This is a genomic window from Streptomyces sp. NPDC058741 (assembly GCF_042746715.1).
GTDB lineage: Bacteria > Actinomycetota > Actinomycetes > Streptomycetales > Streptomycetaceae > Streptomyces.
This window is the reverse complement of sequence record NZ_JBHYQH010000002.1, coordinates 151,284-172,348: the sequence shown is the minus strand read 5'-3', so window position 1 is coordinate 172,348 and position 21,065 is coordinate 151,284. Positions and strand designations below refer to the sequence as shown.

Genomic DNA, 21,065 nt, shown 5'->3' with positions numbered 1-21,065 from the left:
CTCCTCTGTTGGTGCAACGGCCTTTCAGGCCGCCACGGCTCAGGCCTGGACGCCGGCCTTGCGACGGCGCACGACGAAGATCGCACCGGCACCGGCGACGACCGCGGCACCGCCGACGAGGCTGATCACCGGCAGGGCGGAGCTGGAGCCGGTCTCGGCGAGGCTGCCGGTGACCTCCGGCGTGTTGCCGCTCGGCTTCTCGTCGGTGACGGGCGCCTTGCCGCCTTCCTGCGGCTTGGTGCCCCCGGTGTCCGTACCGGCGGAGACGATCTGGAACCGGTACGACACGTCACCGAAGCCGGTGCACTCGGCGTCGTTGTCGCCGTAGACCGTCGCGCCGAGCGAGAAGCCGGCGCCGACCGGGGCGGACTTGCTGACGCTGAGGCGCAGCGGGATGTTGACCTCGTAGTCGGGCTTCAGCTCGTCGGTGTAGCCGACGTAACCGACCGCGAAGCCGCCCTCGTCGAGGTCGACCCAGATCTTGTCCTGGGGGTCCCAGGCCTGGAGCTTGACCTGCTTGCTGGTGAACAGCTCCTCGCCGTTCGCGTCGGGGGAGGCCCCGGCGAAGAAGTCGAGGTCGTTCAGCGTGGAGTCGGAGTTGTTCAGCACGTTCAGGGAGAACTTGTGCCAGCCGCTGCCCGCCGCGATCTTGCCGGGCAGGCCGGAGATGCTGACGTCGACCTTGGTGTCCTCGCACACGGAGGGCTCGGGGTCCGGGGACTCCGACTCCTCGGGCGCGGAGGTGCTGGGCGCCGGGGAGGACTCGCTGGCGGACGCGCTCGGCGAGGTGGACGTCTCGGGAGCGGACTCGCTCACCGAGGTGCTCGGCGTGGGCGTCGTCTCGGGAGCGGACTCGGTCGGGGACGCGCTCGGCGAGGTGGACGTCTCGGGAGCGGACTCGCTCACCGAGGTGCTCGGCGTGGGCGTCGTTTCGTCGGTCGCGTACGCGGCCGGTGCCGCGAGCAGAGCCACCGGGGCGATGACCGCCGTTGCGGCCGCTGCTGCCATGGCGCGGCGAAGCTTCATGAAGACCTCGGGGAGTCCGGCGTACCGCCGGGTGCGGTACGAAACGTTGGGGGAGGCCTCCGCGTGTGGGGCGCGGGTGTGGCCCGTGGTTCACCAGGTTTGATCCACGAGACCCGTGAAGGGTTGCGCCGGCGTTCACGGAATTCTTATGTGGGCTGAGTCACACCCGGTATCTTCTTGTGGAGGCGCTGGTCAACCGCTTGGATCTGTCTCTCGTGTCTGCAAAGCCGTCCGGCGATCAGCCGCCGGGCTCGGAACTCCCCGATGACGTCTGGGAGCAGTTCACCCGTGACACCGAGCGGGACATCCGCACCTCCGCCCCGAAGGAACCGTCCGCGCGGGCGCGCATGGTGACCGAGCGGCTGCGCGCGCAGGACGCCCGGGGCGAGGTGCCTCCCGGGTGGCGCACCCCTTCCGTGCGGCGGGAGAAAGGGCGTCGCACGCTGTGGACCGCCGTCGGCGTCGTGGTCGCCGTCGCCGTGGCGCTGGTGGCGCTGAAGCCGTCGCTGCTGCCCGGCGACCCCTTCGGCACCGGGGAGTCCGAGGCCGCCGAGGTCCGGCCCCTGCCCGCCGAGTCGGCGCCGCCGACCGCGGCGCCCGGGGCGTCCGACCCGGAAACCCCCACGCTGGACGAGCCGTTCGCCGGCTCCCCGGCCCTGCGCTGGGCCGACGGCGAGGACGGCATCGTGCTGCCCGAGGCGAAGGCCGTCGGCGCGGTACCGAAGGACCGTGTGGAGCAGGCGCTGAAGCTGACCAAGAGGCTGCTGGTGTCCGCCAACCTCGCCCCGGGGACCCTGCGCGGCGAGCGCCCCGAGGCCGCGTTCTCCGTGCTCGACCCCAAGCAGCCGGACCTCGTCGGCCGGCTCGGCGCCTCGCTGCGCTCGCCGAGCGAGAAGAACGACCCCGTGGGCCTGTTCAGCCGGTTCGACCCCGACGAGATCAGGCTGGTCGGAGACGTGGTCAAGACGCGCGGCCGCATGACGTTCGAGAAGGGCGCGCAAGGGGGCGTCGCCGTGCGCGCCGACTACACCTTCGTCTACCCGGTGTCGCGCGCGGACGGTTCCACCGAGGTCACCCGCACCATCGTGCGCCGCGTCCTGGAGACGGAACTCGCCGATCCCGCGCGGTACCGGGTCACCCCGGGCCGCCTCCTGGTCATGAAGTACGACCAGGACATCGGCAATTCCTCGTGCTCCGTCCACGACGGCTACCTGCACCCGGGTTTCCCGTCGAGCGCCTCCGCGAGCGCGGCCCCGAGCGGCCCGGCGGTGGATCCGTACGACCGCAGCAGGGACATCGAGAACGGCGACGGCGCGGACTGCGGGACGGTGACCCGCACCTGACGCCCCGCCGGACGCGCACGTGTGTCCCGCGAACGCGGATTCAGATCGTGCCGCGGCACAGCTCCAGCAGGGTCATCGCGAGCGTGGTGCCCGGCCTGCCCAGGGCCTGCCGGTAGTGGGCGAGGACCTCCATCTCGCGGGAGAGGTTCACGCGCCGCCCGCCGGAGCCGATCCGCGCCTGCTGGATCACGGCGGAGACGGCCGCCCGTTCCTGGATCAGGCCGATGATCCGGTCGTCGAGCGCGTCGATCCGCTCGCGGGCTCCGGAGATCACGTCGGCGGCCTCGGGGGTACGGGCGCCGGTCACGTCGGTGGCGGTCATGGAGGGGCTCCTCGTCGTCAGGGGGCGCCCCGGTCCGGCAAGGCCCCGACGACGGCAGGCGCCCCGGGCCTTGTCGGCCCGGGGCGCCTGGGAAGTCGCTTGTCAGTTGCTCAAGCAGCACGACCATGGCAGCCGGCGGGCCGGGTGCCATAGGTAAAGACGAACGTCTGGTGCTTGAACATGCGGCCAGTATGCCCGGACCGCCCGAGGCTTCCAAGCCGGTTCGCATCCTGAGACGGCGCGACTGCCCGGCGCACGGAAGGAGCCCCGTGGCCCCCCGGTAGAATCGGGTGGCACAAGACCCCCGCCCCACCGCCGGAAGGCACCCCGTGTCATCAGCGACTTCCGCTGCCAGCGCCGCCGACACCGTCCTGGTCGTCGACTTCGGCGCGCAGTACGCCCAGCTCATCGCCCGTCGCGTCCGCGAGGCGCGGGTCTACAGCGAGATCGTGCCGAGCACCATGCCGGTCCGGGAGATCCTCGCGAAGAGGCCCGCGGCGATCATCCTCTCCGGCGGCCCCTCGTCGGTGTACGCGGAGGGCGCCCCGCGCCTGGACCGCGAGCTCTTCGAGGCCGGCGTCCCCGTCTTCGGCATGTGCTACGGCTTCCAGCTGATGGCGCAGGCCCTCGGTGGCACCGTCGACAACACCGGCGCCCGTGAGTACGGCCGCACCGAGCTCCACGTCTCCAAGGCGTCCTCGACCCTCTTCGAGGGCACCCCCGCCGAGCAGTCCGTCTGGATGTCGCACGGCGACGCCTGCTCCGCCGCCCCCGAGGGCTTCTCCGTCACGGCCTCCACGGACGTCGTGCCGGTCGCCGCCTTCGAGAACGACGAGAAGAAGCTGTACGGCGTGCAGTACCACCCCGAGGTGATGCACTCCACGCACGGCCAGCAGGTGCTCGAGCACTTCCTCTACCGGGGCGCGGGGCTCACCCCGAGCTGGACGACCGGCAACGTCATCGAGGAGCAGGTCGCCGCGATCCGCGAGCAGGTCGGCGACAGGCGCGCCATCTGCGGCCTGTCCGGCGGCGTGGACTCCGCGGTGGCCGCGGCCCTCGTCCAGAAGGCCATCGGCTCCCAGCTGACCTGCGTCTACGTCGACCACGGCCTGATGCGCAAGGGCGAGACCGAGCAGGTCGAGAAGGACTTCGTGGCCGCGACCGGCGTGCAGCTGAAGGTCGTGGACGCCGAGGAGCGGTTCCTCGGGGCGCTCGCCGGGGTCTCCGACCCCGAGGAGAAGCGGAAGATCATCGGCCGTGAGTTCATCCGGGTCTTCGAGCAGGCCCAGGCCGAGATCATCGCCGACCAGGGCCCGGCCGTGGAGTTCCTCGTCCAGGGCACGCTGTACCCGGACGTCGTCGAGTCCGGGGGCGGCACCGGCACCGCCAACATCAAGTCCCACCACAACGTCGGCGGCCTCCCCGAGGACCTCGAGTTCCAGCTCGTCGAGCCGCTGCGCAAGCTGTTCAAGGACGAGGTCCGCATGGTCGGCCAGGAGCTCGGCCTGCCGGAGGAGATCGTCCAGCGCCAGCCGTTCCCCGGCCCCGGCCTCGGCATCCGCATCGTCGGCGAGGTCACCAAGGAGCGCCTGGACCTGCTGCGCGAGGCCGACGCCATCGCCCGTGAGGAGCTGACCGCGGCCGGCCTCGACCGTGACATCTGGCAGTGCCCGGTGGTCCTGCTCGCCGACGTCCGCAGCGTCGGCGTCCAGGGCGACGGCCGCACCTACGGCCACCCGATCGTCCTGCGGCCCGTCTCCTCCGAGGACGCCATGACCGCCGACTGGTCACGGCTGCCGTACGACGTCCTCGCCCGGATCTCGACCCGCATCACCAACGAGGTGCGCGACGTCAACCGGGTCGTCCTCGACGTGACCTCGAAGCCGCCGGGGACGATCGAGTGGGAGTGACCCCGGCCCCTAGGTGCGCCTGATCGTGCGCAGGGGTGCGCCGGGCGTCCAGACCTGGACGACCAGGTAGGTGTCGTCCTCGACGCAGGTCCGCACGACCTCCGTGAGCTCGGCGCGGAAGAGGTGGAACGGCTCCGGCGGTTCCACCTCTTCGACGTATCCGGCCTTGGTCGCCGCGTCGTCGACCTCGATCGCCCGGCCGCTGATCCGCACGTCGCCGCCGCCCATGCCGGTGCCCTCGCCGGGGTTCGCCTGAAGCGCGAAGCGCGGGTCGCGGCGCAGGTCGAGCGCCTTGACCGAGCCCGGCATCATGCCGAGCCACAGTTCGCCGTCCAGGAACCGCACCTCCAGGCCGCTGGTGCGGGGCGAGCCGTCCTTGCGGAGGGTGGCGAGGATGTGATGGGTGTAGGCGCCGAAGCGCTTCTCGACCGTGCCGGCCAGATCCGGTTCGGCGGTGGCGAAAGCCGCCCAGTTCGCTGTCATACGTCCGAGTGTCACGCCCACACCGGACAACCTCTGTCGGCTGTTCGTGGGGTCCGGGAGCCAGGGGGCACAAGGGCGTGCACGGGTGCTCACGGGGGCGCCCGGTGCCTTCTTTACGAAACGGTTCTGTTCTTTCCCGTCTCACGGAGGGTAATTTCCGCCCCGTACGCGGAACCAGCGCTGGAGGACCTATGCACGGGCCCACCCCGCCCCTGCCCCTGCCGACCGACCGGCTGCGGTTCGCGATGCCGCCGATGCACGAGTCGGTCGAGGACGAACGCCGGCACCGCAAGGAACGGCTCGCCGGCGCCCTGAGGATCTTCGGACGGCTCGGCTACGAGGACGGCGTGTCCGGGCACATCACCGCCCGCGACCCGGAGTACTCCGACTGCTTCTGGGTCAACCCCTTCGGCCTGCCCTTCCGGCACGTCACCGTGAGCGACCTGGTGCTCGCCAACCAGGACGGGCAGGTCGTCGAGGGCCGCTACCACGTCAACCAGGCCGCCTTCACCGTGCACGCCCGGGTCCACGCCGCCCGCCCCGACGTGGTCGCCGTCGCCCACTGCCACTCCGTGCACGGCCGCGCGCTCGCGGCCCTCGGCGAGCTGCTGGAACCGATCACACAGGAGAGCTGCGCCTTCTACGAGGACCACGTCCTCTACGACGCCTACACCGGCGTCAACGTCGACGCCGACGAGGGGCGGCGCGTCGCGGCCGCGCTCGGTTCCCGCAAGGCGCTCGTGCTGCGCAACCACGGGCTGCTGACCGTCGGCGACTCGGTGGACGCGGCGGCCTGGTGGTTCGTGACGATGGAGCGGTGCTGCCAGGTGCAGCTGACCGCCCAGGCGGCCGGGCGTCCCGTCCACATCGACCACCGGATGGCGGTGGCGACACGGGAGCAGCTCGGCGGCGACCTCGTCGCGTGGATCAACTACCAGCCCATGTGGCAGGACATCACCCGCAGCGAGCCGGACCTGCTCGATTAGGGCCACGAGGCCGCCCAGGTCAACACGGCACATCGAACTTCACCCGTGTTGACGACGCCGGGCCGACCTGGACGGTGCGGAGTAGGGCACAATTCGCTTTCGTCGCAGGGGAGTTCGCAGCGGCTTCTCCGGGGTGCGGAGGGCCGGTGCTGGCCGGGTTGGCGGGAAGGCGGGCGTCGGGCGTGGCGGTGCGCGAGACGGGGCAGGGCGTCGGGGGCACGGGGGTGTACGCGGGCGCGCGGCCCGGGGCGTATCCGGGCGTGCCCGGGTACGGGGGCGGCCGGGCCGGCGGACCCGCCGGGGGACTCGGGACCGGTGCCGGTGAGGCGCACGCCGGCGGGTGCACCTGCGGGGACTGTCCGCACGGGGCCCGGGAGGGGCATCGGCGGGCCGTCGCGGCGTTCCTGCGCAGGCGCGAGGAGTTCGCGGCCGGGCAGGGGCTGCCCGCCGCGGTCGCCCACTCCGCCTCGGCCTCCCGGCAGTGGGTCTCCGAGGAACTCGCGCAGTGCGCGGAGGCCGTCGCCGAGCGGAGGCGGGCCGAGGGCCGGGCCTGGCTGGCCGGACTCTGGCGCCGCACGGCCGCGGTGGTCTGGGCGGCCGTCGTGCTGCTGCTGCTCGGGCAGGCCCTCACGGCGATCGGAGCGGGCTGGACAACGGCCCGCACCGCCGGTCTCGCCGCCGCGTTCCTGGTCGCGGGTGCGCTGACCGCCGCGTCCTGGTTCCACCGGGCCGAGGGCGGTGCGCTGGCGCCCGTGATCGGTGAGGACAACCGGCTGTCCACCTCCCGCACCGTCGCCGCGGCCTGGGTGCTCTTCGTGGCCTACGCGGTGCTCGTCCTGGCCGGCCGGCTCGCCGGCGCCTCCCGGGACCGCGAGCGGGACGCACTGATCTCCGGGCTGGACCTCGCCCGCGGCGCCGGGGCCGTGACCGTCCTCGCCGTGGTCTGCGGGATCGCCGTGCTCGTGCGGCGGGTCGTCGGGCTGAGGGTGCTGGGGCAGCGGCTGCAGAAGGTGCGCGCCGACCGGCCGCGCGCCGCCGACCTGCTGACCGACGACGCGGGGCGCGGCACCTTCGCCGACATCCAGTACGTCGTCGTCAGCGGTGTCGCCCTGGTCTTCGCGGCGGTGCGGCTGGCCCGGAGGCCGGACCAGCTGCCGGATCTGCCCTGGGGACTGGCCGTGGCGGTGCTGGTGTCGGCGGCGACGTACCTGGCCGGGAAGTACGCAGAGGGCGGCCGGCCGGTCATCCTCTCCGTCGTCCGGGCCCGGGAGGCGGGAGATCTGGACGCGCCGATCCGCACGGGGGACGACATCGAGATCCGGGGCGCCGGGTTCGTGCCGCCCGGTGCACAGGGGGCCGACCGGCTGGCCCGCATGGTCGTGCGGGTCGGTGCCGTCCACGTCCACGTGCCGCTGGTGCCGGTGCCGGGCGGCTTCGGCAACCCGACGGACGCGCTGCTGACCGTGCCGGTCCCGGCGGAGGTGGAGCCGGGGCGGCTGGAGATCCAGGTCGTCACGGCGGCGGGGGCCGAGACCAACCGGTACACGGTGGAGGTGACGGACTGACCGGAAGCCGCCTCGCAGGCCCCGGGAGGGTGCTGCGAAAAGGTCGCCCGCGCATGATTGAGTGCGCTCATTTCGTCTTACGTATGGTCTGTCGAGGGGGCTCGGCACCGGGTGAGAGGCGGCCAGCAGTGATGACGCACAGTACGAGTACGGAGGCGTACGGCACTCCCCGCTCCGGGGGAGTCGGCTGGCGGGACACCGCCACCCGCTACGCCCTCGTCCCCCTGCGGATCTTCCTCGGCGTCACCTTCCTCTACGCCGGCCTCGACAAGCTCACCGACAGCGCCTTCATGAAGGACTCCGGTTCCGGCTCGATCGGCGACATGATGCGCGCCGTCCGGGACTCCTCCGCGCTCCCCGCCCTCGTCGACCTCTCCCTGAAGAACCCGGTCGGCTTCGGCTACGCCATCGCCCTCGGAGAGCTGGCCGTCGGCATCGGCACCCTCCTCGGCCTCCTCGCCCGGCCGGCCGCGCTCGGCGGCGCGCTGATCTCCCTGAGCCTCTGGCTCACCGTCAGCTGGGCCTCCGACCCGTACTACTACGGCAACGACCTCGCCTATCTCATGGCCTGGATACCGCTCGTCCTGGCGGGCGCGCCCGTGCTGTCGGTCGACGCCGCGCTGCGATCGCGGCGACGGCGGCGGACGGGCGGCTACCTCTAGCGAGGAGCGGGCCCGCACCCCGCTACCCGGCCAGGTCCCGGCCCGCCCGTTCCGCGGACGCACGCCGCACCCGGTGGCCTCTGCGGACGCGGCCCGTCAGGAGCGCCACCGCTCCGGCCAGGAACAGCCCGCCCGCGACGAGGGGGAACGCCACGAACCACGGCGTTCGCCAGGCGCCGCCCGCGTCCCCGGCGTACAGGGCGGCCGCGGTGACGAGGACCAGGCCGGCGACCAGCCTCCCCGGCTGGAACTCATGACGCGGCACGGGTCACCTCCGCCTGTCCCACGCCGACCCGGAGATCCAGCTCGATCGTGCCGGACCTCTTCACGCCCTCGGCGGGGGAGAGGGCCATCGCCTCGCGCTGTCCCGGTTTCACGTCCACGTCCTTCGGGTCGTCGCCCGGCAGCTGGAGATCGCCCATGTCCACGTCCACGCGCAGCCGCACGGTCGCGTCCTTCGGCACGATCACCTTCAGCCGCCCCATGCCGACGTCGGCACGGGTCGTCACCGTCTGCGCGCCGGTCAGCTCCAGCCCGGACAGGTCCAGCGTGCCGACGCCGGTGCCCAGGTCGTACTGCCGCCGGACGTCCGCCGCGGTGGCCGGGCGCCAGGTCGCGCGGTCCCACCGCGTGCCGATGTCCTCGGGCACGGCCGCCGAGCCGGCGAGCAGACCGGCCGTGACGACCGCCAGGAGGATCGAGCCGGCCCCCGTGCGCCCCAGGAAGGCGCTGACGGCTATGCCCAGGCCGAGGACGGCCAGCGCGCAGGCCAGGCCGGTCTGCAGGCTGGTGCCGAGCGGGTGGGTGTCCCAGGTCAGGCTCGTGCCGAGGGAAGCCGCGAGCAGCGCCAGCAGGAACACCCAGCCGCCGATCCGGCGGGGGCCGCGCGGCACGGGCGGCCGGGTGTGCGGGGCGGGCGGGGCCGCGCGGCCGCCGGGCGGGGTGCCCGGGCTGCTGCCGGCGGCCGTCGCGATGTCGAGGTCGCGGGTGTCACGGGGCCCCCAGAGGTAGCCCGTCCCGCCGATGTGCGTGCCGTCCTTGACGATGGGGTCGCGCCACCAGGAGGGGTAGGTGGTCAGGACCGGCGGCGCCTGGGGCTCGGGCGGGGCGTCGGCGGCGGCCTGGGCGGCCAGGGGATCGGGGCCGGGGGCGTCGCGCCGGCGCGACCAGTAGCCGGCGCCAGCGAGGACGAGGGACAGCACGACGGCGAAGGTCAGCACGCCGCCGTTGTTCAGCATGGTCAGGAACACGCCGCAGCCGACCAGCGCGAACAGCACGGCCGCCAGGGCCTGGCCGTCGACGCGGCCGGTGAGCAGCTTGCGCACCTCGTTCTCGTCCTCGTCGTCGTACGGGACGAAGAGCCAGGCGAAACCGTAGAAGATGAGGCCGAGGCCGCCGGTGGCGGAGAGGACGGCGAGGGTGATCCGGAAGATGACCGGGTCCATGTCGCACTGCCGCCCGAGGCCCGCGCAGACCCCGGCCAGCATCGTGTGGCCGCGGTCGCGGCGGAACCGGTCCGGCGGGCCGGGCCGGACGGCTTCCGCGGCCGGGGCCGCCGCGCCGCGGGCTTCCCCCCGGCCCCCCGTGCCGGGCGCGGCGTCCGCGGGCCCGGCGCCCGGTGCGGGGCGCGGGCCGGGTCCCGGGCCCGTCGCGGCGTGCTCGTGATCGGTCATGGGTCCATGGTGACGGGCGCGCCGCTCCGGCGGCAGTCGGAACGACCCTGGCCGGACCCTGATATCGGCCCCGAGAGACGAGGCCGGGGCGCAGAGAAGGAGGGGGCGCGGAGATCAGGGCAGTCTCCGGGGCCGACCCTGATGCTCCGGTCCCGCGCCCGTGTGACCATCGGTGGCATGTCGGAAGCCGCAGCAGCGCCCCCCGCCGAGCCGCGGCCGCCGCGCAAGCTCTACCGCAGCAGCGACGGACGCTGGCTGGGCGGGGTGGCGCGGGGGCTCGCCGGGCACCTCGGGCTGCCCGTGATCTGGGTACGGCTCGCCTTCATCGGTCTGTTCATGGCCGACGGCCTCGGTGCGCTGCTGTACGCGGCCTTCTGGTTCTTCGTCCCGCTCGGCGTCGGTGGTGTCGACGCGCAGAGGCTCCCGTCGCTGGTCGGCACGGAGACCGCCCCCGACGGGCGGCGCAGGCTCGTCACGCGCAGACCCGACAAGGGCCAGATCGTGGCCCTGCTGCTCATGGTCGTCGTGGCCATGGTCTTCGTGGGCAACGTCAACCTCAGCGGCGGGGCCCGCGCCTACCTCTGGCCGATGGTCCTCGTCGGCGCGGGCGTCGCCCTGGTCTGGCGGCAGGCGGACAACGCCCGCCGGGCCCGCTGGGTCGAGGTCGGCCGCCGCCGGCGCACCGTCACGCTGCTGCGCACGGTGGGCGGTGTGCTGCTGGTGACGGCCGGCGTCTCCGGCGTCTTCGTACTGCAGGGCTCCGCCGCCCACCTCGGCTCCGTCCTGCAGGCCGCCCTCGCGGTGCTCGTGGGGACGACCCTGCTGGCCGGCCCGTACCTGGTGCGCATGACGCAGGACCTCTCCGAGGAGCGCCTGATGCGCATCCGTGCCCAGGAGCGCGCGGAGGTCGCCGCCCATGTGCACGACTCGGTGCTGCACACCCTCACCCTGATCCAGCGCAACGCGGAGAACGCGGGCGAGGTGCGCCGCCTCGCCCGCGCCCAGGAGCGGGACCTGCGCACCTGGCTCTACAAGCCCGAGGGCACCGGCAAGGACGAGGCCGACGAACCCACCCGGCTCGCCGACGCGGTACGGCGCAACGCGGCCGAGGTGGAGGACAAGCACGGTGTGCCGATCGAGGTCGTGGTGGTCGGCGACTGCCCGCTCGACGAGAGGACCGCCGCACAGATGCAGGCCGCGCGCGAAGCGATGGTGAACGCCGCCAAGTACGGTGGCGAGGGCGGCGCCGTACAGGTCTACGCCGAGGTCGAGGGGAAGACGGTCTTCGTGTCCGTGCGGGACCGCGGCCCCGGTTTCGACCTCGACACGATACCCGCCGACCGGATGGGTGTCAGAGAATCGATCATCGGCCGCATGGAGCGCAACGGCGGCACGGCGCGGCTGCGCGCGGTGCCGGACGGCGGCACGGAGGTCGAGCTGGAGACGGAGAGGGCGGAGAAGACGTCATGAGCGACCCGACCGAGGCGAACGGTACGGCGGGACCGGCACAGGCGGCCCGGTCCGCGGGGACGGGCGGCGGCCCCGGACGCCGGGTGCGCGTGGTCCTCGTCGACGACCACCGGATGTTCCGCACCGGCGTCCAGGCCGAGATCGGGCAGACCGAGCAGACGGGGGTCGAGGTCGTCGGCGAGGCCGCGGACGTCGACCAGGCGGTCACGGTCATCACCGCGACCCGCCCCGAGGTGGTCCTGCTCGACGTGCACCTCCCCGGCGGCGGCGGCGTCGAAGTGCTGCGCCGCTGCGCGCCCTTGATGGCGGACGCCGAGCGGCCGGTGCGCTTCCTCGCGCTGTCCGTGTCGGACGCGGCGGAGGACGTGATCGGCGTGATCCGCGGCGGTGCCCGCGGCTACGTCACCAAGACGATCACCGGCACGGACCTGGTGGACTCCGTCTTCCGCGTGCAGGAGGGCGACGCCGTCTTCTCGCCGCGGCTGGCCGGGTTCGTCCTGGACGCCTTCGCCTCCACGGACGCGCCGCCGGTCGACGAGGACCTGGACCGTCTGACCCAGCGCGAGCGCGAGGTGCTGCGGCTCATCGCCCGGGGGTACGCGTACAAGGAGATCGCCAAGCAGCTGTTCATCTCCGTGAAGACGGTCGAGTCGCACGTCTCGGCGGTCCTCAGGAAACTCCAGCTCTCCAACCGGCACGAGCTGACGCGCTGGGCGACGGCACGCCGGCTGGTGTGAGCCGGTGAACGCCGGGCGGCCGGAGGCGCTCACACCACCCGCGTCGCCCCCGCGTACGGCATCTCGTCGAGCGGGGCGAGGCGTACGGGCGCGGAGGGGTTCGGGGCGTGGATCATCCGCCCGCCGCCCACGTAGATGCCGACGTGGCTGATGCCGGCGTAGAAGAACACCAGGTCACCGGGGCGGAGTGCGGAGCGGGGGACGCGGCGGCCCGCGTCGATCTGGGAGTACGTCGTGCGCGGCAGGGAGACGCCCGCGGCGCGGTACGCGGCCTGGACGAGGCCCGAGCAGTCGAAGGCGTCCGGGCCGGTCGCGCCCCAGACGTAGGGGCTGCCGAGCTTGCGGTAGGCGTAGGCGACGGCCGCGGCCGCCCGGGCGCTGGGCGCCTGGGCCGCGGCGGGCCCGGGTGCCGCCAGGGTGCCCCGGGCGCCCGGGGAGCGGGAGGCGCGGGGCCTCTCACCGAGCCGGGCGCGTTCCTGCGCGCTGAGCCGGGACAGCAGCCGGCGTGCCGAGCCCAGCTTGCCGGTGATCGTCTTCTTGTGCCGCTCCAGCTCCGTCCGCCGCGCCCTCAGCGACGTCAGCTCGACGCGGGCGGCGCCCCGCAGCCGCTCGATCTCGCGCAGCCGTCTGCGGACGCCCGCGACGGCGGAGTCCTGCCGGTGGCCGGCCCGCTCCACGAACTCGGCGTCCCGCAGGTACCGCTCGGGATCGTCGGACAGCGCGAGCCGGAGCGCGGGGTCGAGACCGCCGGTGCGGTACTGGGCGGCGGCGACCGAGCCCAGGGCGTCACGGGCGGTGGCGAGCCGTTCCTCCTCGCGGGCCGCCCGGTCCTGCAGGTCCCGCAGGCGCCGCCCGGCCGCCCGGGCCTTCTCCCGCGCGCCGTTGTACTTCTCGGTGGCGGCCTCCGCCTCCCGGTACAGCTGGTCCACCTCGGCCTTGACCTGGTCCGGGGTGAGCTGTGGATCGGCGTGCCCGGTCCCGTCGAGGCCCGTCGCGGTCGCCGCGCCGGCGAGGGCGATCGTGACGGCCGTCCGGGCCCTGCCGCCGGCCGTCGGGCGCTGTCGGGGCTTGCGGTGCGCTGCCACCGGGGGACCACGTCCTTTCCTCGTCCGCCGGTGGGGTGCGGACGGCCGCCCTGGGGAGCGGACGGGCGGCCGGCGCGTCCGGCGGCGGCCCGCACCGGGGGTGCGGGCCGCCGCAGGACCTCTCGGCGGTGGTGCCCGGCTGCCGCCCCTGGCCCGGGCGGCGGTGGGGAGCCGGTCACCTGGTGGGGACGCTAGACCGCGCCGTACCGGCCCGGTGGCCGGTGCGCGGAACTGTTCCGAGAGGACCGGCGGTGACCGTATGCGACCGTGATCCCGTCGTGGGCCCGACCTGTCGACTCAGGCTGATGACCGATGCGTCGCATCATGGGCGAGTGGGCGTGATCGGGTGGTATGGGGCGCGTGTGCATCGCCAGGGCGGTGTCGGGGGGTTTCCCGGGCCCTGATCAGGCTCCGGCGTCCTGGACCTGCTCATCCACCTCTTCGTCGGTCTCCACATCGTCGGCATCGCCGCGCTCCTGGGCGGCTTCCTCACCCAGACGAAGGCGATGGGCGCCGGCACCGCCCGCTTCACCCCCGCGATGCTGCACGGCGCGCTGACGATGCTGGTCACCGGGGTGATCCTGGTCGGTCTCAACCAGGCCGACGACCGGTCCGTGAACAACACCAAGATCGGCGTGAAGCCGGCCCTGCTGATCGTGATCCTCGGCCTGGTCTACGTGAAGCGGGACGACGAGAGGTGGACAAGGGCCTCTTCGGCCTGGTCGGGCTGCTGACCACGGCGAACGTCTTCATCGCCGTGCTCTGGACCTGACCCGTCCGACGCCGCCGCCGGCCCGGGCCGAGACGACCGCCCAGGCGGTGCACCCGAGCCAGACGGCCACCGCGACCCACAGCAGCGCCTGCCCCGCGCCGTCGAGCCAGGGCACGTCGAGGGCGGCCGCGAGGGCCAGGGCGGCCGCCGCCGTCACGGCCACGACGAACACGGTCGCCCAGCGGGACACGTCGTAGCGGTGCCGGGGCCGCATCAGCTCGGCGGTGAGCAGGACGACGCAGCAGACCGGGGTGAGCACCAGCAGCGCGACGGCGGCCCGGGTGAGGACGGTGCGGTCGTCGTCGTTCCACAGGGGGAAGCCGCCGCGGTCGGCGCCGAGCAGAAGCGCTCCGGCCAGGGCCGAGACGCCGAGCCCGCCGGCCGCCAGCCAGTGTTCCCCGGCGCCGTCCGTCATCTGCCGCGGCCGGAAACGGAACAGGGCGACGACGTAGAGCGCGAGCCCCAGCCAGAACAGCACCAGGGCCGTGTACGCGAGCCAGGCCGCCGACCCGGCCGCGGCGAGGGCGGCGCCGAGCACGGCGAGCCCCTGGGTGGCCACGCAGCGCAGGAACACCGCGCCCTGACGGTCCGGGACCCGCGCGCCCAGCAGCGGGATCCACAGCAGCGCGGCGAGCGCGAGCAGCCCCGCGGCCGTGTCCCGCAGGCCGGCGGCGCGGAAGCCGGTGCCCACCAGGGCGGTCGCCGCCGTGAAGGTGAGCGCGGCCGGAGTCTCCTCACGCCACGCCGTCCCCGGCAGCCGCAGCACGGCGTACGCGACCGCTCCCAGCCAGCTCGCGCAGGACAGGGCGAGGAGGATGCGGGAGAGGACCTCGTACCCGGCCGAGTCGAGGCCGACCGACACGGTGGCGGTCGTGAGCGTGTAGGTCGCCCACAAGGTGAGGGACGGGGAGGGGCCGGGCATAGCGCCGATGCTAGAGAGCGCCGCCCGCGATGGATGGGGGGGCCCGCGCGCGCGGCCCCCCCCCAAAAACGTCCGCGACCCCTCAGGCCGGCCGCACCACGCTGTGGATCGACGACTCGCCGTCGTAGTAGAGCGACTCCTCGCGCACGTAGGTGCCCGGCTTCGGGGCGTGGATCATCATGCCGTTGCCGACGTAGATCCCGACGTGGGTGACGTCGTCGTAGAAGAACACCAGGTCACCGGGGCGCGCCTGGGAGAGCGGGACCGTGGTGCCCGCGTTCACCTGGTCGTACGTGGTGCGCGGGAGGGTCACCCCCGCGGCCTTCCAGGCGGCCTGGGTCAGGCCGGAGCAGTCGTAGGAGCCGGGGCCTACGGCGCCCCACACGTACGGCTTGCCGATCTGGGCGCGGGCGAAGGCGAGCGCCTTCTCGGCCTTGGTGGCGTACGAGGAGCCGGCCGGGTCCGTCGGAGCGGACGGGGACGAGCCGGACTCCGGGGTCGTGGTGGAGGTACCGCTCTCCTGCTGCCGGGCCGCCTCCTCCTGCGCCTGCTGCTGCGCGGCCTGCTGACGGGCCAGCTCGGCGGCCTTGCGGGCGGCCTCCTCCTGCTTCTCCTTCTCGATCGCCGCGAGCCGCGCCTTCTCCTCGGCGGTCAGCCGCGACAGCAGCTCGCGCGCGTCGGCGAGCTTGCGCTGGACGGTCGCCTTGGCGGTCTTCAGGTCGCCCTGCGACTCGGTGAGTGTCCGGAGGCTCTCGGTGGCCTCCCGGCGCTTCTTCATCGTCTCGGACTGCTGGGTGACGAAGTCGTCGACGGCGACCTTCTGACGGCCGGTCATCCGGTCCATCAGCTGGGTCTGGTCGAAGTAGTCCTGCGGGGTGTCCGCGAGCAGGAACGTGGCGGTGTCCGGGGCGGAGGCGCCGGTGCGGTACTGGGCGGCGGCGAAGGAACCCAGTTCCTCACGCGCCTCGTTGAGCTTCTGGGTGCGCTGGGCGACGTCGTCGAGGAGGGTGTCGACGCGCTTGCGCTGCTTGGCGGTCCTCTCCCTGGCCGAGTTGTACTTCTCGGTCGCGGACTCCGCCTGACGGTAGAGGTCGTCGACCTTCTTCTCGACTTCCTCCAGGCTGGGCCTGTCGTCGGCCTCGGGGGCGGCGGTGGCCGACTGGGACAGCAGGGCCACGGAGGTGAGGGCCGCCGTTGCCAGGGCGGGGGTCCGTATTCCTGCCACGCGCGAACCCGTAGGACGCGACTTGCGGTGCGACGCCAAGGGAGGCGACTCCTTCCATGTTCCGCCTACCGGGTTAGCTGTCGGGTTCGGGCGGGCGGTTCGGAAGGGTTGCCCTACGGCCGTCCCCGTGAGGGGAGTCGGGCCGATTCACCCCAAGGTCTCGGTGGGTCCCCGGCTCCGGCTGCCGCTGCGGCACACCGGACTCGGCGGAGGCCGCGCGGCCCGGCGAGGTTCGCCGGTGGGGGTCGTGCGGCCCGGTCGCACCGTAGCCAACTCGTGGGGCCCCTGTGAAGGTTGATGGGTGATATGCCCGATACATTTTCGTGACCTTGCCCCGCGGCATCGCGGAGAGTGAGCGGTCACGACGTTCTGGTCCCCAATCGTCCGTGATGCCGAGGGTCGTAGCCGACTGTGATCAGGCGCTTTCCACTGGTGACAGCGGGGTGCTTTCGGTGATTTCCCGGGGCGGCGGCGGGTTGTCGGTGGGGCGTCCTAGACTCGGAGAGCGATGAGCAGCCTCTTTGACGACCACTTCCTGGCGAGCCTCCAGTCCCAGCGGGGCCCCGCGGACGAGCCCCCGCCGCCACCCGAGGACGATCACGTTCCGGAGTCGATCCCGGACGATCTGTTCGGCGGGAAGTTCGACGCGCCCCCGGACCGGGACACCCACTACCGCGACGGCGCCCCGCGCCCGGTGGTGGACACCGCGGCCCTCCTGGAGGGGCTGAACGACAACCAGCGCGCCGCCGTCGTCCACTCCGGCTCCCCGCTGCTCATCGTGGCCGGCGCCGGCTCCGGAAAGACGCGGGTCCTCACGCACCGCATCGCCCACCTGCTCGCCGAGCGGGGCGTGCACCCGGGCCAGATCCTCGCGATCACCTTCACCAACAAGGCCGCCGGCGAGATGAAGGAGCGCGTCGAGCAGCTCGTCGGCCCCCGCGCGAACGCCATGTGGGTGATGACGTTCCACAGCGCGTGCGTGCGCATCCTGCGCCGCGAGAGCAAGAAGCTCGGCTTCACGTCCTCCTTCTCGATCTACGACGCCGCCGACTCCAAGCGCCTGATGGCCCTGGTCTGCCGCGACCTCGACCTGGACCCCAAGCGCTACCCGCCGAAGTCCTTCAGCGCCAAGATCAGCAACCTGAAGAACGAGCTGATCGACGAGGAGGACTTCGCCGCCCAGGCCACTGGGGGCACCTCCCAGACGGAGTCTGGGGGAGGTTTCGAGAAGACCCTCGCCCAGGCCTACGCCCTGTACCAGTCGCGGCTGCGCGAGGCGAACGCCCTCGACTTCGACGACCTGATCATGACCACGGTCAACCTGCTCCGCGCCTTCCCGGACGTCGCCGAGCACTACCGCCGCCGCTTCCGGCACGTCATGGTCGACGAGTACCAGGACACCAACCACGCCCAGTACGCCCTCGTGCGCGAGCTGGTCGGCACCGCCGAGCACCCCGTCGACGTCCCGCCCGGCCCGGACGACGTGCCGCCCGCCGAGCTGTGCGTCGTGGGCGACGCCGACCAGTCGATCTACGCCTTCCGCGGCGCGACGATCCGCAACATCCTCCAGTTCGAGGAGGACTACCCGGACGCGACGACGATCCTGCTGGAGCAGAACTACCGCTCCACGCAGACGATCCTCAGCGCCGCCAACGCGGTCATCGAGCGCAACGAGTCCCGCCGCCCGAAGAACCTGTGGACCAACGCGGGCACGGGCGCGCGGATCACCGGCTACGTCGCCGACACCGAGCACGACGAGGCGCAGTTCGTCGCCGACGAGATAGACCGCCTCACGGACGCCGGCGAGGCCAAGGCGGGCGATATCGCGGTCTTCTACCGCACCAACGCCCAGTCCCGTGTCTTCGAAGAGGTCTTCATCCGCGTCGGCCTGCCCTACAAGGTCGTCGGCGGCGTCCGCTTCTACGAGCGCAAGGAGGTCCGGGACGTCCTGGCCTACCTGCGCGTGCTGGCCAACCCCGAGGACTCGGTGCCGCTGCGCCGGATCCTCAACGTCCCCAAGCGGGGCATCGGCGACCGCGCCGAGGCGATGATCGACGCCCTCGCCCAGCGCGAGAAGATCAGCTTCCCGCAGGCGCTCAAGCGCGTCGACGAGGCCTACGGCATGGCCGCGCGCTCCACCAACGCCGTCAGGCGGTTCAACACGCTGATGGAGGACCTCCGCACGATCGTCGAGTCCGGCGCCGGACCGGCCACCGTCCTGGAGGCCGTACTGGAGCGCACCGGCTACCTCGCCGAACTGCAGGCCTCCACCGACCCGCAGGACGAGACCCGGATCGAGAACCTCCAGGAACTCGCCGCCGTCGCCATGGAGTTCGAGCAGGAGCGTGGCGAGGAGGAGCGGGGCACGCTGTCCGACTTCCTCGAGCAGGTCGCGCTGGTCGCCGATTCCGACCAGATCCCCGACGAGGAGGACGGCGACGGCGTCATCACCCTGATGACCCTGCACACGGCCAAGGGCCTGGAGTTCCCGGTCGTCTTCCTGACGGGCATGGAGGACGGCGTCTTCCCGCACATGCGCGCCCTCGGCCAGACCAAGGAGCTGGAGGAGGAGCGGCGCCTCGCCTACGTCGGCATCACCCGCGCGCGCGAGCGGCTGTACCTGACGCGGTCCACCCTGCGCAGCGCCTGGGGCCAGCCGTCGTACAACCCGCCCTCCCGGTTCCTGGAGGAGATCCCGCCGGCCCACGTGGAGTGGAAGCGGACCGGAGCGACCTCGCCCGCGTCCTCCGGGCCCGTCTCGTCCGTGGCGGCCTCGCTGTCCTCGTCCCGCTCGCGCTCCTCGGCGTCCGGCGCCTCAGGGTTCGCCACCCGCCGGACCTCCGAGAAGCCGGTGGTGTCCCTGGCCGTCGGGGACCGCGTCACCCACGACCAGTTCGGGCTCGGCACGGTCGTCGCCGTGAAGGGCACGGGCGGGAACGCCGAGGCGACGATCGACTTCGGCGACACCAAGCCCAAGCGGCTGCTGCTGCGCTACGCGCCGGTGGAGAAGCTCTGACCCGCTGACACGCCCCCCGCCGGCCCGGCCGGCGGGGGGGCGCCGGGACGTCAGGTCGGGTCGACGCCGTGGCTGCGCAGCCACGGAAGCGGGTCGATCGCCGAGCCGCCGGCCGGACGCACCTCGAAGTGCAGGTGCGGACCGGTGGAGTTGCCGGAGTTGCCGGAGCGCGCGATCGGGTCCCCGGCCTTCACGGTCGTGCCCGAGGGGACCGTGTACGTGGAGAGGTGGCAGTACCACGTCTCCGTACCGTCCTTCGCTGTCACGATCATCATGTTGCCGTACGCGCTGTTCCACTGGGTGCGCACGGTGCCGTCCGTCGCAGCCATCACGGTCGTGCCGTACGAGACGGGGAAGTCGATGCCGCTGTGCAGGGACATCCAGTTGATGCCGGACTGGCCGTAGTAGGCGCTGAGTCCGTGCTGCGCGACCGGAAGGGCGAACTTCGGGCGCAGCCGCTCCTTGCGGGCCGCCTCCTCCGCCGCGCGCTTGCGCTCGGCCTCCTGCTGGGCCTTGAGGTCGATGCGCTCCTGTGTACGGCTGGCCCGGTCGGCGAAGTCGTCGGCGCCGGCGGCGAGACTCTGCAACTGGGTGTCCAGCTTGTTGTTGGCGGCGGCCGGCTGCACCGGCTGCGCGTCCGCCGCGGTCGTGCGCGCCTCCGCCGTGCTGTCGTCGGTGAGGCTGCCGACCGACGCGGCCGCGATGCCGGCGACACCCATCACGCACGCCGAGGGCACCGCGATCGTCATCAGCGCCGAGCGCTTGGGGGGTGTACGCCGGCGGGAGCGCGAACCCGCGCGGGAGGCGGCCCTGGACGGTGGGGCGGCCTCCTCCTGATCGTCCAGGAGCGGTTCCGGCGTGGGCAGTTCACCGGTGGCGTCCGGCTCGCCGCCGTCCGCGGAGGGGTCGTGGTAGCCGGCCCCCTCGGCCTCGTCGTAGGCGGACTGCCCGTACGGCGCGGTCTCGTGCTGCTCGAAGGTTTCGGCGTGCTGCCCGTCGTATCCGTCGGCGGCCGGTGCGGGGGTGCCGCCGGAGTTCCACTGCGTGGTGTCGTAGGCGCCGGTGTCGAAGGCCTGCGTGCCCCATTCCCATTGTTGGGTCGGGTCGGCCGGCTCGCCCGTCCGGTCGGACTGCAGCCACACGCCGGAGTCCCACTGGCCGCTGACGTCGGGTGACGAGGCCTGCGTCGGGATCATCGACAGCTGCGGCTCGGCGTTCCAGCCCGTCGTGTCGTGGACACCGGTGTCGTAGGCCGCCTGGTGCTGCGCGGCGTACGTGTCATAGGCCTGGTTCTCGTGGGTACCCGTGGGCCAGTGGCCCGTCGCGTACGCGCCCGTGTCGTGGCCGCCGCCCGGCAGGTCGCCGAAGAGGGGGTCGGTCGCGAAGGTCGCGGTCGTGTGCCCGGTGGCCTCGTAGCAGGCGCCGCTCGTGCCCGTGGCGTCGGAACCGGTGGCGGCGTAGTCGCCGTACGTGGTGAAGTCGCCGTACTGGGCTTCCTGGGTGCCGTACGACGCGTAATGCGCCGAGGCGGCGTCGGAAGCCGGAGCCGGGGCCATGGTCCCCGACGGGTGACGGTCGTTCACCAACTTCTCTTTCGCCTCGACAACAGGGGCTGCCAGAGCAGTGCGGCGACTGTACCCGGCGGTACGCGGGCACGACAATCTTCGGCAGGTTTCGCGCGCGCAGGAAACGGGCATTCGGCCGTGTTTTGGCGGACTGCGGGCGTGAGTTTGGTGCTGTGTTCGAAGTTTGTTCGAGGCTGATCGGGGTTGCGACGCGGTTGTCGTCTGCAGGACGGGTCCGCGAGCCGGGTGTGACGGTTCCCGGCCGGCTGCTGCCCGACCGCGTCGCGCGGCGGGGGTGCCGCC

Annotated in this window: 17 protein-coding genes, 1 pseudogene and 1 riboswitch; of the genes and pseudogenes, 9 read left to right on the top strand and 9 right to left on the bottom strand. The window is 73.0% G+C overall.

What is annotated here, in order from left to right:
* Positions 1-39: 39 nt before the first annotated feature.
* Complete coding sequence (locus tag ACFW6P_RS02225) at positions 40-1,026, bottom strand: LAETG motif-containing sortase-dependent surface protein (protein ID WP_386422742.1); 987 nt, start codon at positions 1,024-1,026, stop codon at positions 40-42.
* A gap of 215 nt (positions 1,027-1,241) precedes the next feature.
* Between ACFW6P_RS02225 and ACFW6P_RS02220 the strand changes: the two genes are divergently transcribed.
* Positions 1,242-2,369, top strand: coding sequence for a hypothetical protein (locus tag ACFW6P_RS02220; protein ID WP_386422741.1), 1,128 nt, complete (start codon positions 1,242-1,244; stop codon positions 2,367-2,369).
* 40 nt (positions 2,370-2,409) lie between these two features.
* Here the strand turns inward: ACFW6P_RS02220 and ACFW6P_RS02215 are convergent, their stop codons facing one another.
* Entirely contained in the window at positions 2,410-2,691 is a 282-nt protein-coding gene (locus ACFW6P_RS02215; protein WP_386349851.1) for a chorismate mutase, read from the bottom strand.
* A 329-nt stretch (positions 2,692-3,020) separates the two neighbouring features.
* Here ACFW6P_RS02215 and guaA point away from each other — a divergent pair, with 329 nt between their 5' ends.
* Positions 3,021-4,601, top strand: a complete 1,581-nt coding sequence (gene guaA / locus ACFW6P_RS02210; RefSeq protein WP_386422740.1) for a glutamine-hydrolyzing GMP synthase — start codon at positions 3,021-3,023, stop codon at positions 4,599-4,601.
* Positions 4,602-4,610: 9 nt separating this feature from the next.
* Here guaA and ACFW6P_RS02205 read toward each other — a convergent pair whose 3' ends face one another.
* Positions 4,611-5,084, bottom strand: a complete 474-nt coding sequence (locus tag ACFW6P_RS02205) for a pyridoxamine 5'-phosphate oxidase family protein (RefSeq protein WP_386349856.1) — start codon at positions 5,082-5,084, stop codon at positions 4,611-4,613.
* 191 nt (positions 5,085-5,275) lie between these two features.
* On the opposite strand from ACFW6P_RS02205, the gene ACFW6P_RS02200 reads away from it, so the two are divergent.
* The 3 genes from ACFW6P_RS02200 to ACFW6P_RS02190 all read left to right on the top strand — a co-directional run bounded on the left by ACFW6P_RS02200 (position 5,276) and on the right by ACFW6P_RS02190 (position 8,297).
* Positions 5,276-6,070 (top strand): class II aldolase/adducin family protein, encoded by a 795-nt coding sequence (locus tag ACFW6P_RS02200; protein ID WP_386422738.1) that lies wholly within the window; start codon positions 5,276-5,278, stop codon positions 6,068-6,070.
* 260 nt (positions 6,071-6,330) lie between these two features.
* A complete protein-coding gene (locus tag ACFW6P_RS02195) occupies positions 6,331-7,635 on the top strand; it encodes a hypothetical protein (RefSeq protein WP_386422784.1) in 1,305 nt (434 codons plus the stop codon).
* Between the two features lie 131 nt (positions 7,636-7,766).
* Positions 7,767-8,297: a DoxX family protein gene (locus tag ACFW6P_RS02190; RefSeq protein WP_386349862.1), complete on the top strand. Its 531-nt coding sequence runs from the start codon at positions 7,767-7,769 to the stop codon at positions 8,295-8,297.
* A 22-nt stretch (positions 8,298-8,319) separates the two neighbouring features.
* Here the strand turns inward: ACFW6P_RS02190 and ACFW6P_RS02185 are convergent, their stop codons facing one another.
* On the bottom strand, positions 8,320-8,562 hold the full coding sequence (locus ACFW6P_RS02185) for a hypothetical protein (protein ID WP_386349865.1): 243 nt from the start codon (positions 8,560-8,562) through the stop codon (positions 8,320-8,322).
* Positions 8,549-9,970 carry a PspC domain-containing protein gene (locus tag ACFW6P_RS02180; RefSeq protein ID WP_386349868.1) on the bottom strand — a complete coding sequence of 474 codons (1,422 nt, stop codon included), beginning with the start codon at positions 9,968-9,970 and terminating at the stop codon, positions 8,549-8,551. Before ACFW6P_RS02180 ends, ACFW6P_RS02185 begins: the two co-directional genes overlap by 14 nt.
* A 177-nt stretch (positions 9,971-10,147) precedes the next feature.
* On the opposite strand from ACFW6P_RS02180, the gene ACFW6P_RS02175 reads away from it, so the two are divergent.
* On the top strand, positions 10,148-11,440 hold the full coding sequence (locus ACFW6P_RS02175; RefSeq protein WP_386349870.1) for a PspC domain-containing protein: 1,293 nt from the start codon (positions 10,148-10,150) through the stop codon (positions 11,438-11,440).
* Positions 11,437-12,177, top strand: coding sequence for a LuxR C-terminal-related transcriptional regulator (locus ACFW6P_RS02170; protein ID WP_386349873.1), 741 nt, complete (start codon positions 11,437-11,439; stop codon positions 12,175-12,177). The genes ACFW6P_RS02175 and ACFW6P_RS02170 overlap by 4 nt, the downstream gene beginning before the upstream one ends.
* 29 nt (positions 12,178-12,206) lie before the next feature.
* Here the strand turns inward: ACFW6P_RS02170 and ACFW6P_RS02165 are convergent, their stop codons facing one another.
* Positions 12,207-13,262 carry an NlpC/P60 family protein gene (locus ACFW6P_RS02165; RefSeq protein WP_386349876.1) on the bottom strand — a complete coding sequence of 352 codons (1,056 nt, stop codon included), beginning with the start codon at positions 13,260-13,262 and terminating at the stop codon, positions 12,207-12,209.
* Positions 13,263-13,681: 419 nt separating this feature from the next.
* On the opposite strand from ACFW6P_RS02165, the pseudogene ACFW6P_RS02160 reads away from it, so the two are divergent.
* Positions 13,682-14,034 (top strand): annotated as a pseudogene (locus ACFW6P_RS02160) (hypothetical protein).
* Here the strand turns inward: ACFW6P_RS02160 and ACFW6P_RS02155 are convergent.
* Together ACFW6P_RS02155 and ACFW6P_RS02150 are read right to left on the bottom strand one after the other, a co-directional pair.
* A complete protein-coding gene (locus ACFW6P_RS02155; protein WP_386349879.1) occupies positions 14,012-14,956 on the bottom strand; it encodes a hypothetical protein in 945 nt (314 codons plus the stop codon). The pseudogene ACFW6P_RS02160 and the gene ACFW6P_RS02155 overlap by 23 nt on opposite strands.
* Positions 14,957-15,038: 82 nt before the next feature.
* Positions 15,039-16,220 carry an NlpC/P60 family protein gene (locus ACFW6P_RS02150; protein ID WP_386422737.1) on the bottom strand — a complete coding sequence of 394 codons (1,182 nt, stop codon included), beginning with the start codon at positions 16,218-16,220 and terminating at the stop codon, positions 15,039-15,041.
* A gap of 8 nt (positions 16,221-16,228) precedes the next feature.
* Positions 16,229-16,400, bottom strand: a riboswitch (cyclic di-AMP (ydaO/yuaA leader).
* Between the two features lie 289 nt (positions 16,401-16,689).
* On the opposite strand from ACFW6P_RS02150, the gene pcrA reads away from it, so the two are divergent.
* Positions 16,690-19,197 (top strand): DNA helicase PcrA, encoded by a 2,508-nt coding sequence (pcrA, locus tag ACFW6P_RS02145; RefSeq protein ID WP_386422735.1) that lies wholly within the window; start codon positions 16,690-16,692, stop codon positions 19,195-19,197.
* A 50-nt stretch (positions 19,198-19,247) separates the two neighbouring features.
* On the opposite strand, the gene ACFW6P_RS02140 is transcribed toward pcrA, so the two are convergent.
* The gene (locus tag ACFW6P_RS02140) at positions 19,248-20,780 is read right to left on the bottom strand and encodes a M23 family metallopeptidase (protein ID WP_386422733.1); all 1,533 of its coding nucleotides are present in this window, start codon (positions 20,778-20,780) and stop codon (positions 19,248-19,250) included.
* Positions 20,781-21,065 lie beyond the last annotated feature (285 nt).

Coding starts and splice junctions, on each gene's coding strand:
- ACFW6P_RS02225 (WP_386422742.1), bottom strand. CDS start 1,026: ATGAAGCTTCGCCGCGCCATGGCAGCAGCGGCCGCAACGGCGGTCATC.
- ACFW6P_RS02215 (WP_386349851.1), bottom strand. CDS start 2,691: ATGACCGCCACCGACGTGACCGGCGCCCGTACCCCCGAGGCCGCCGAC.
- ACFW6P_RS02205 (WP_386349856.1), bottom strand. CDS start 5,084: ATGACAGCGAACTGGGCGGCTTTCGCCACCGCCGAACCGGATCTGGCC.
- ACFW6P_RS02200 (WP_386422738.1), top strand. CDS start 5,276: ATGCACGGGCCCACCCCGCCCCTGCCCCTGCCGACCGACCGGCTGCGG.
- ACFW6P_RS02190 (WP_386349862.1), top strand. CDS start 7,767: ATGACGCACAGTACGAGTACGGAGGCGTACGGCACTCCCCGCTCCGGG.
- ACFW6P_RS02180 (WP_386349868.1), bottom strand. CDS start 9,970: ATGACCGATCACGAGCACGCCGCGACGGGCCCGGGACCCGGCCCGCGC.
- ACFW6P_RS02175 (WP_386349870.1), top strand. CDS start 10,148: ATGTCGGAAGCCGCAGCAGCGCCCCCCGCCGAGCCGCGGCCGCCGCGC.
- ACFW6P_RS02170 (WP_386349873.1), top strand. CDS start 11,437: ATGAGCGACCCGACCGAGGCGAACGGTACGGCGGGACCGGCACAGGCG.
- ACFW6P_RS02155 (WP_386349879.1), bottom strand. CDS start 14,956: ATGCCCGGCCCCTCCCCGTCCCTCACCTTGTGGGCGACCTACACGCTC.
- pcrA (WP_386422735.1), top strand. CDS start 16,690: ATGAGCAGCCTCTTTGACGACCACTTCCTGGCGAGCCTCCAGTCCCAG.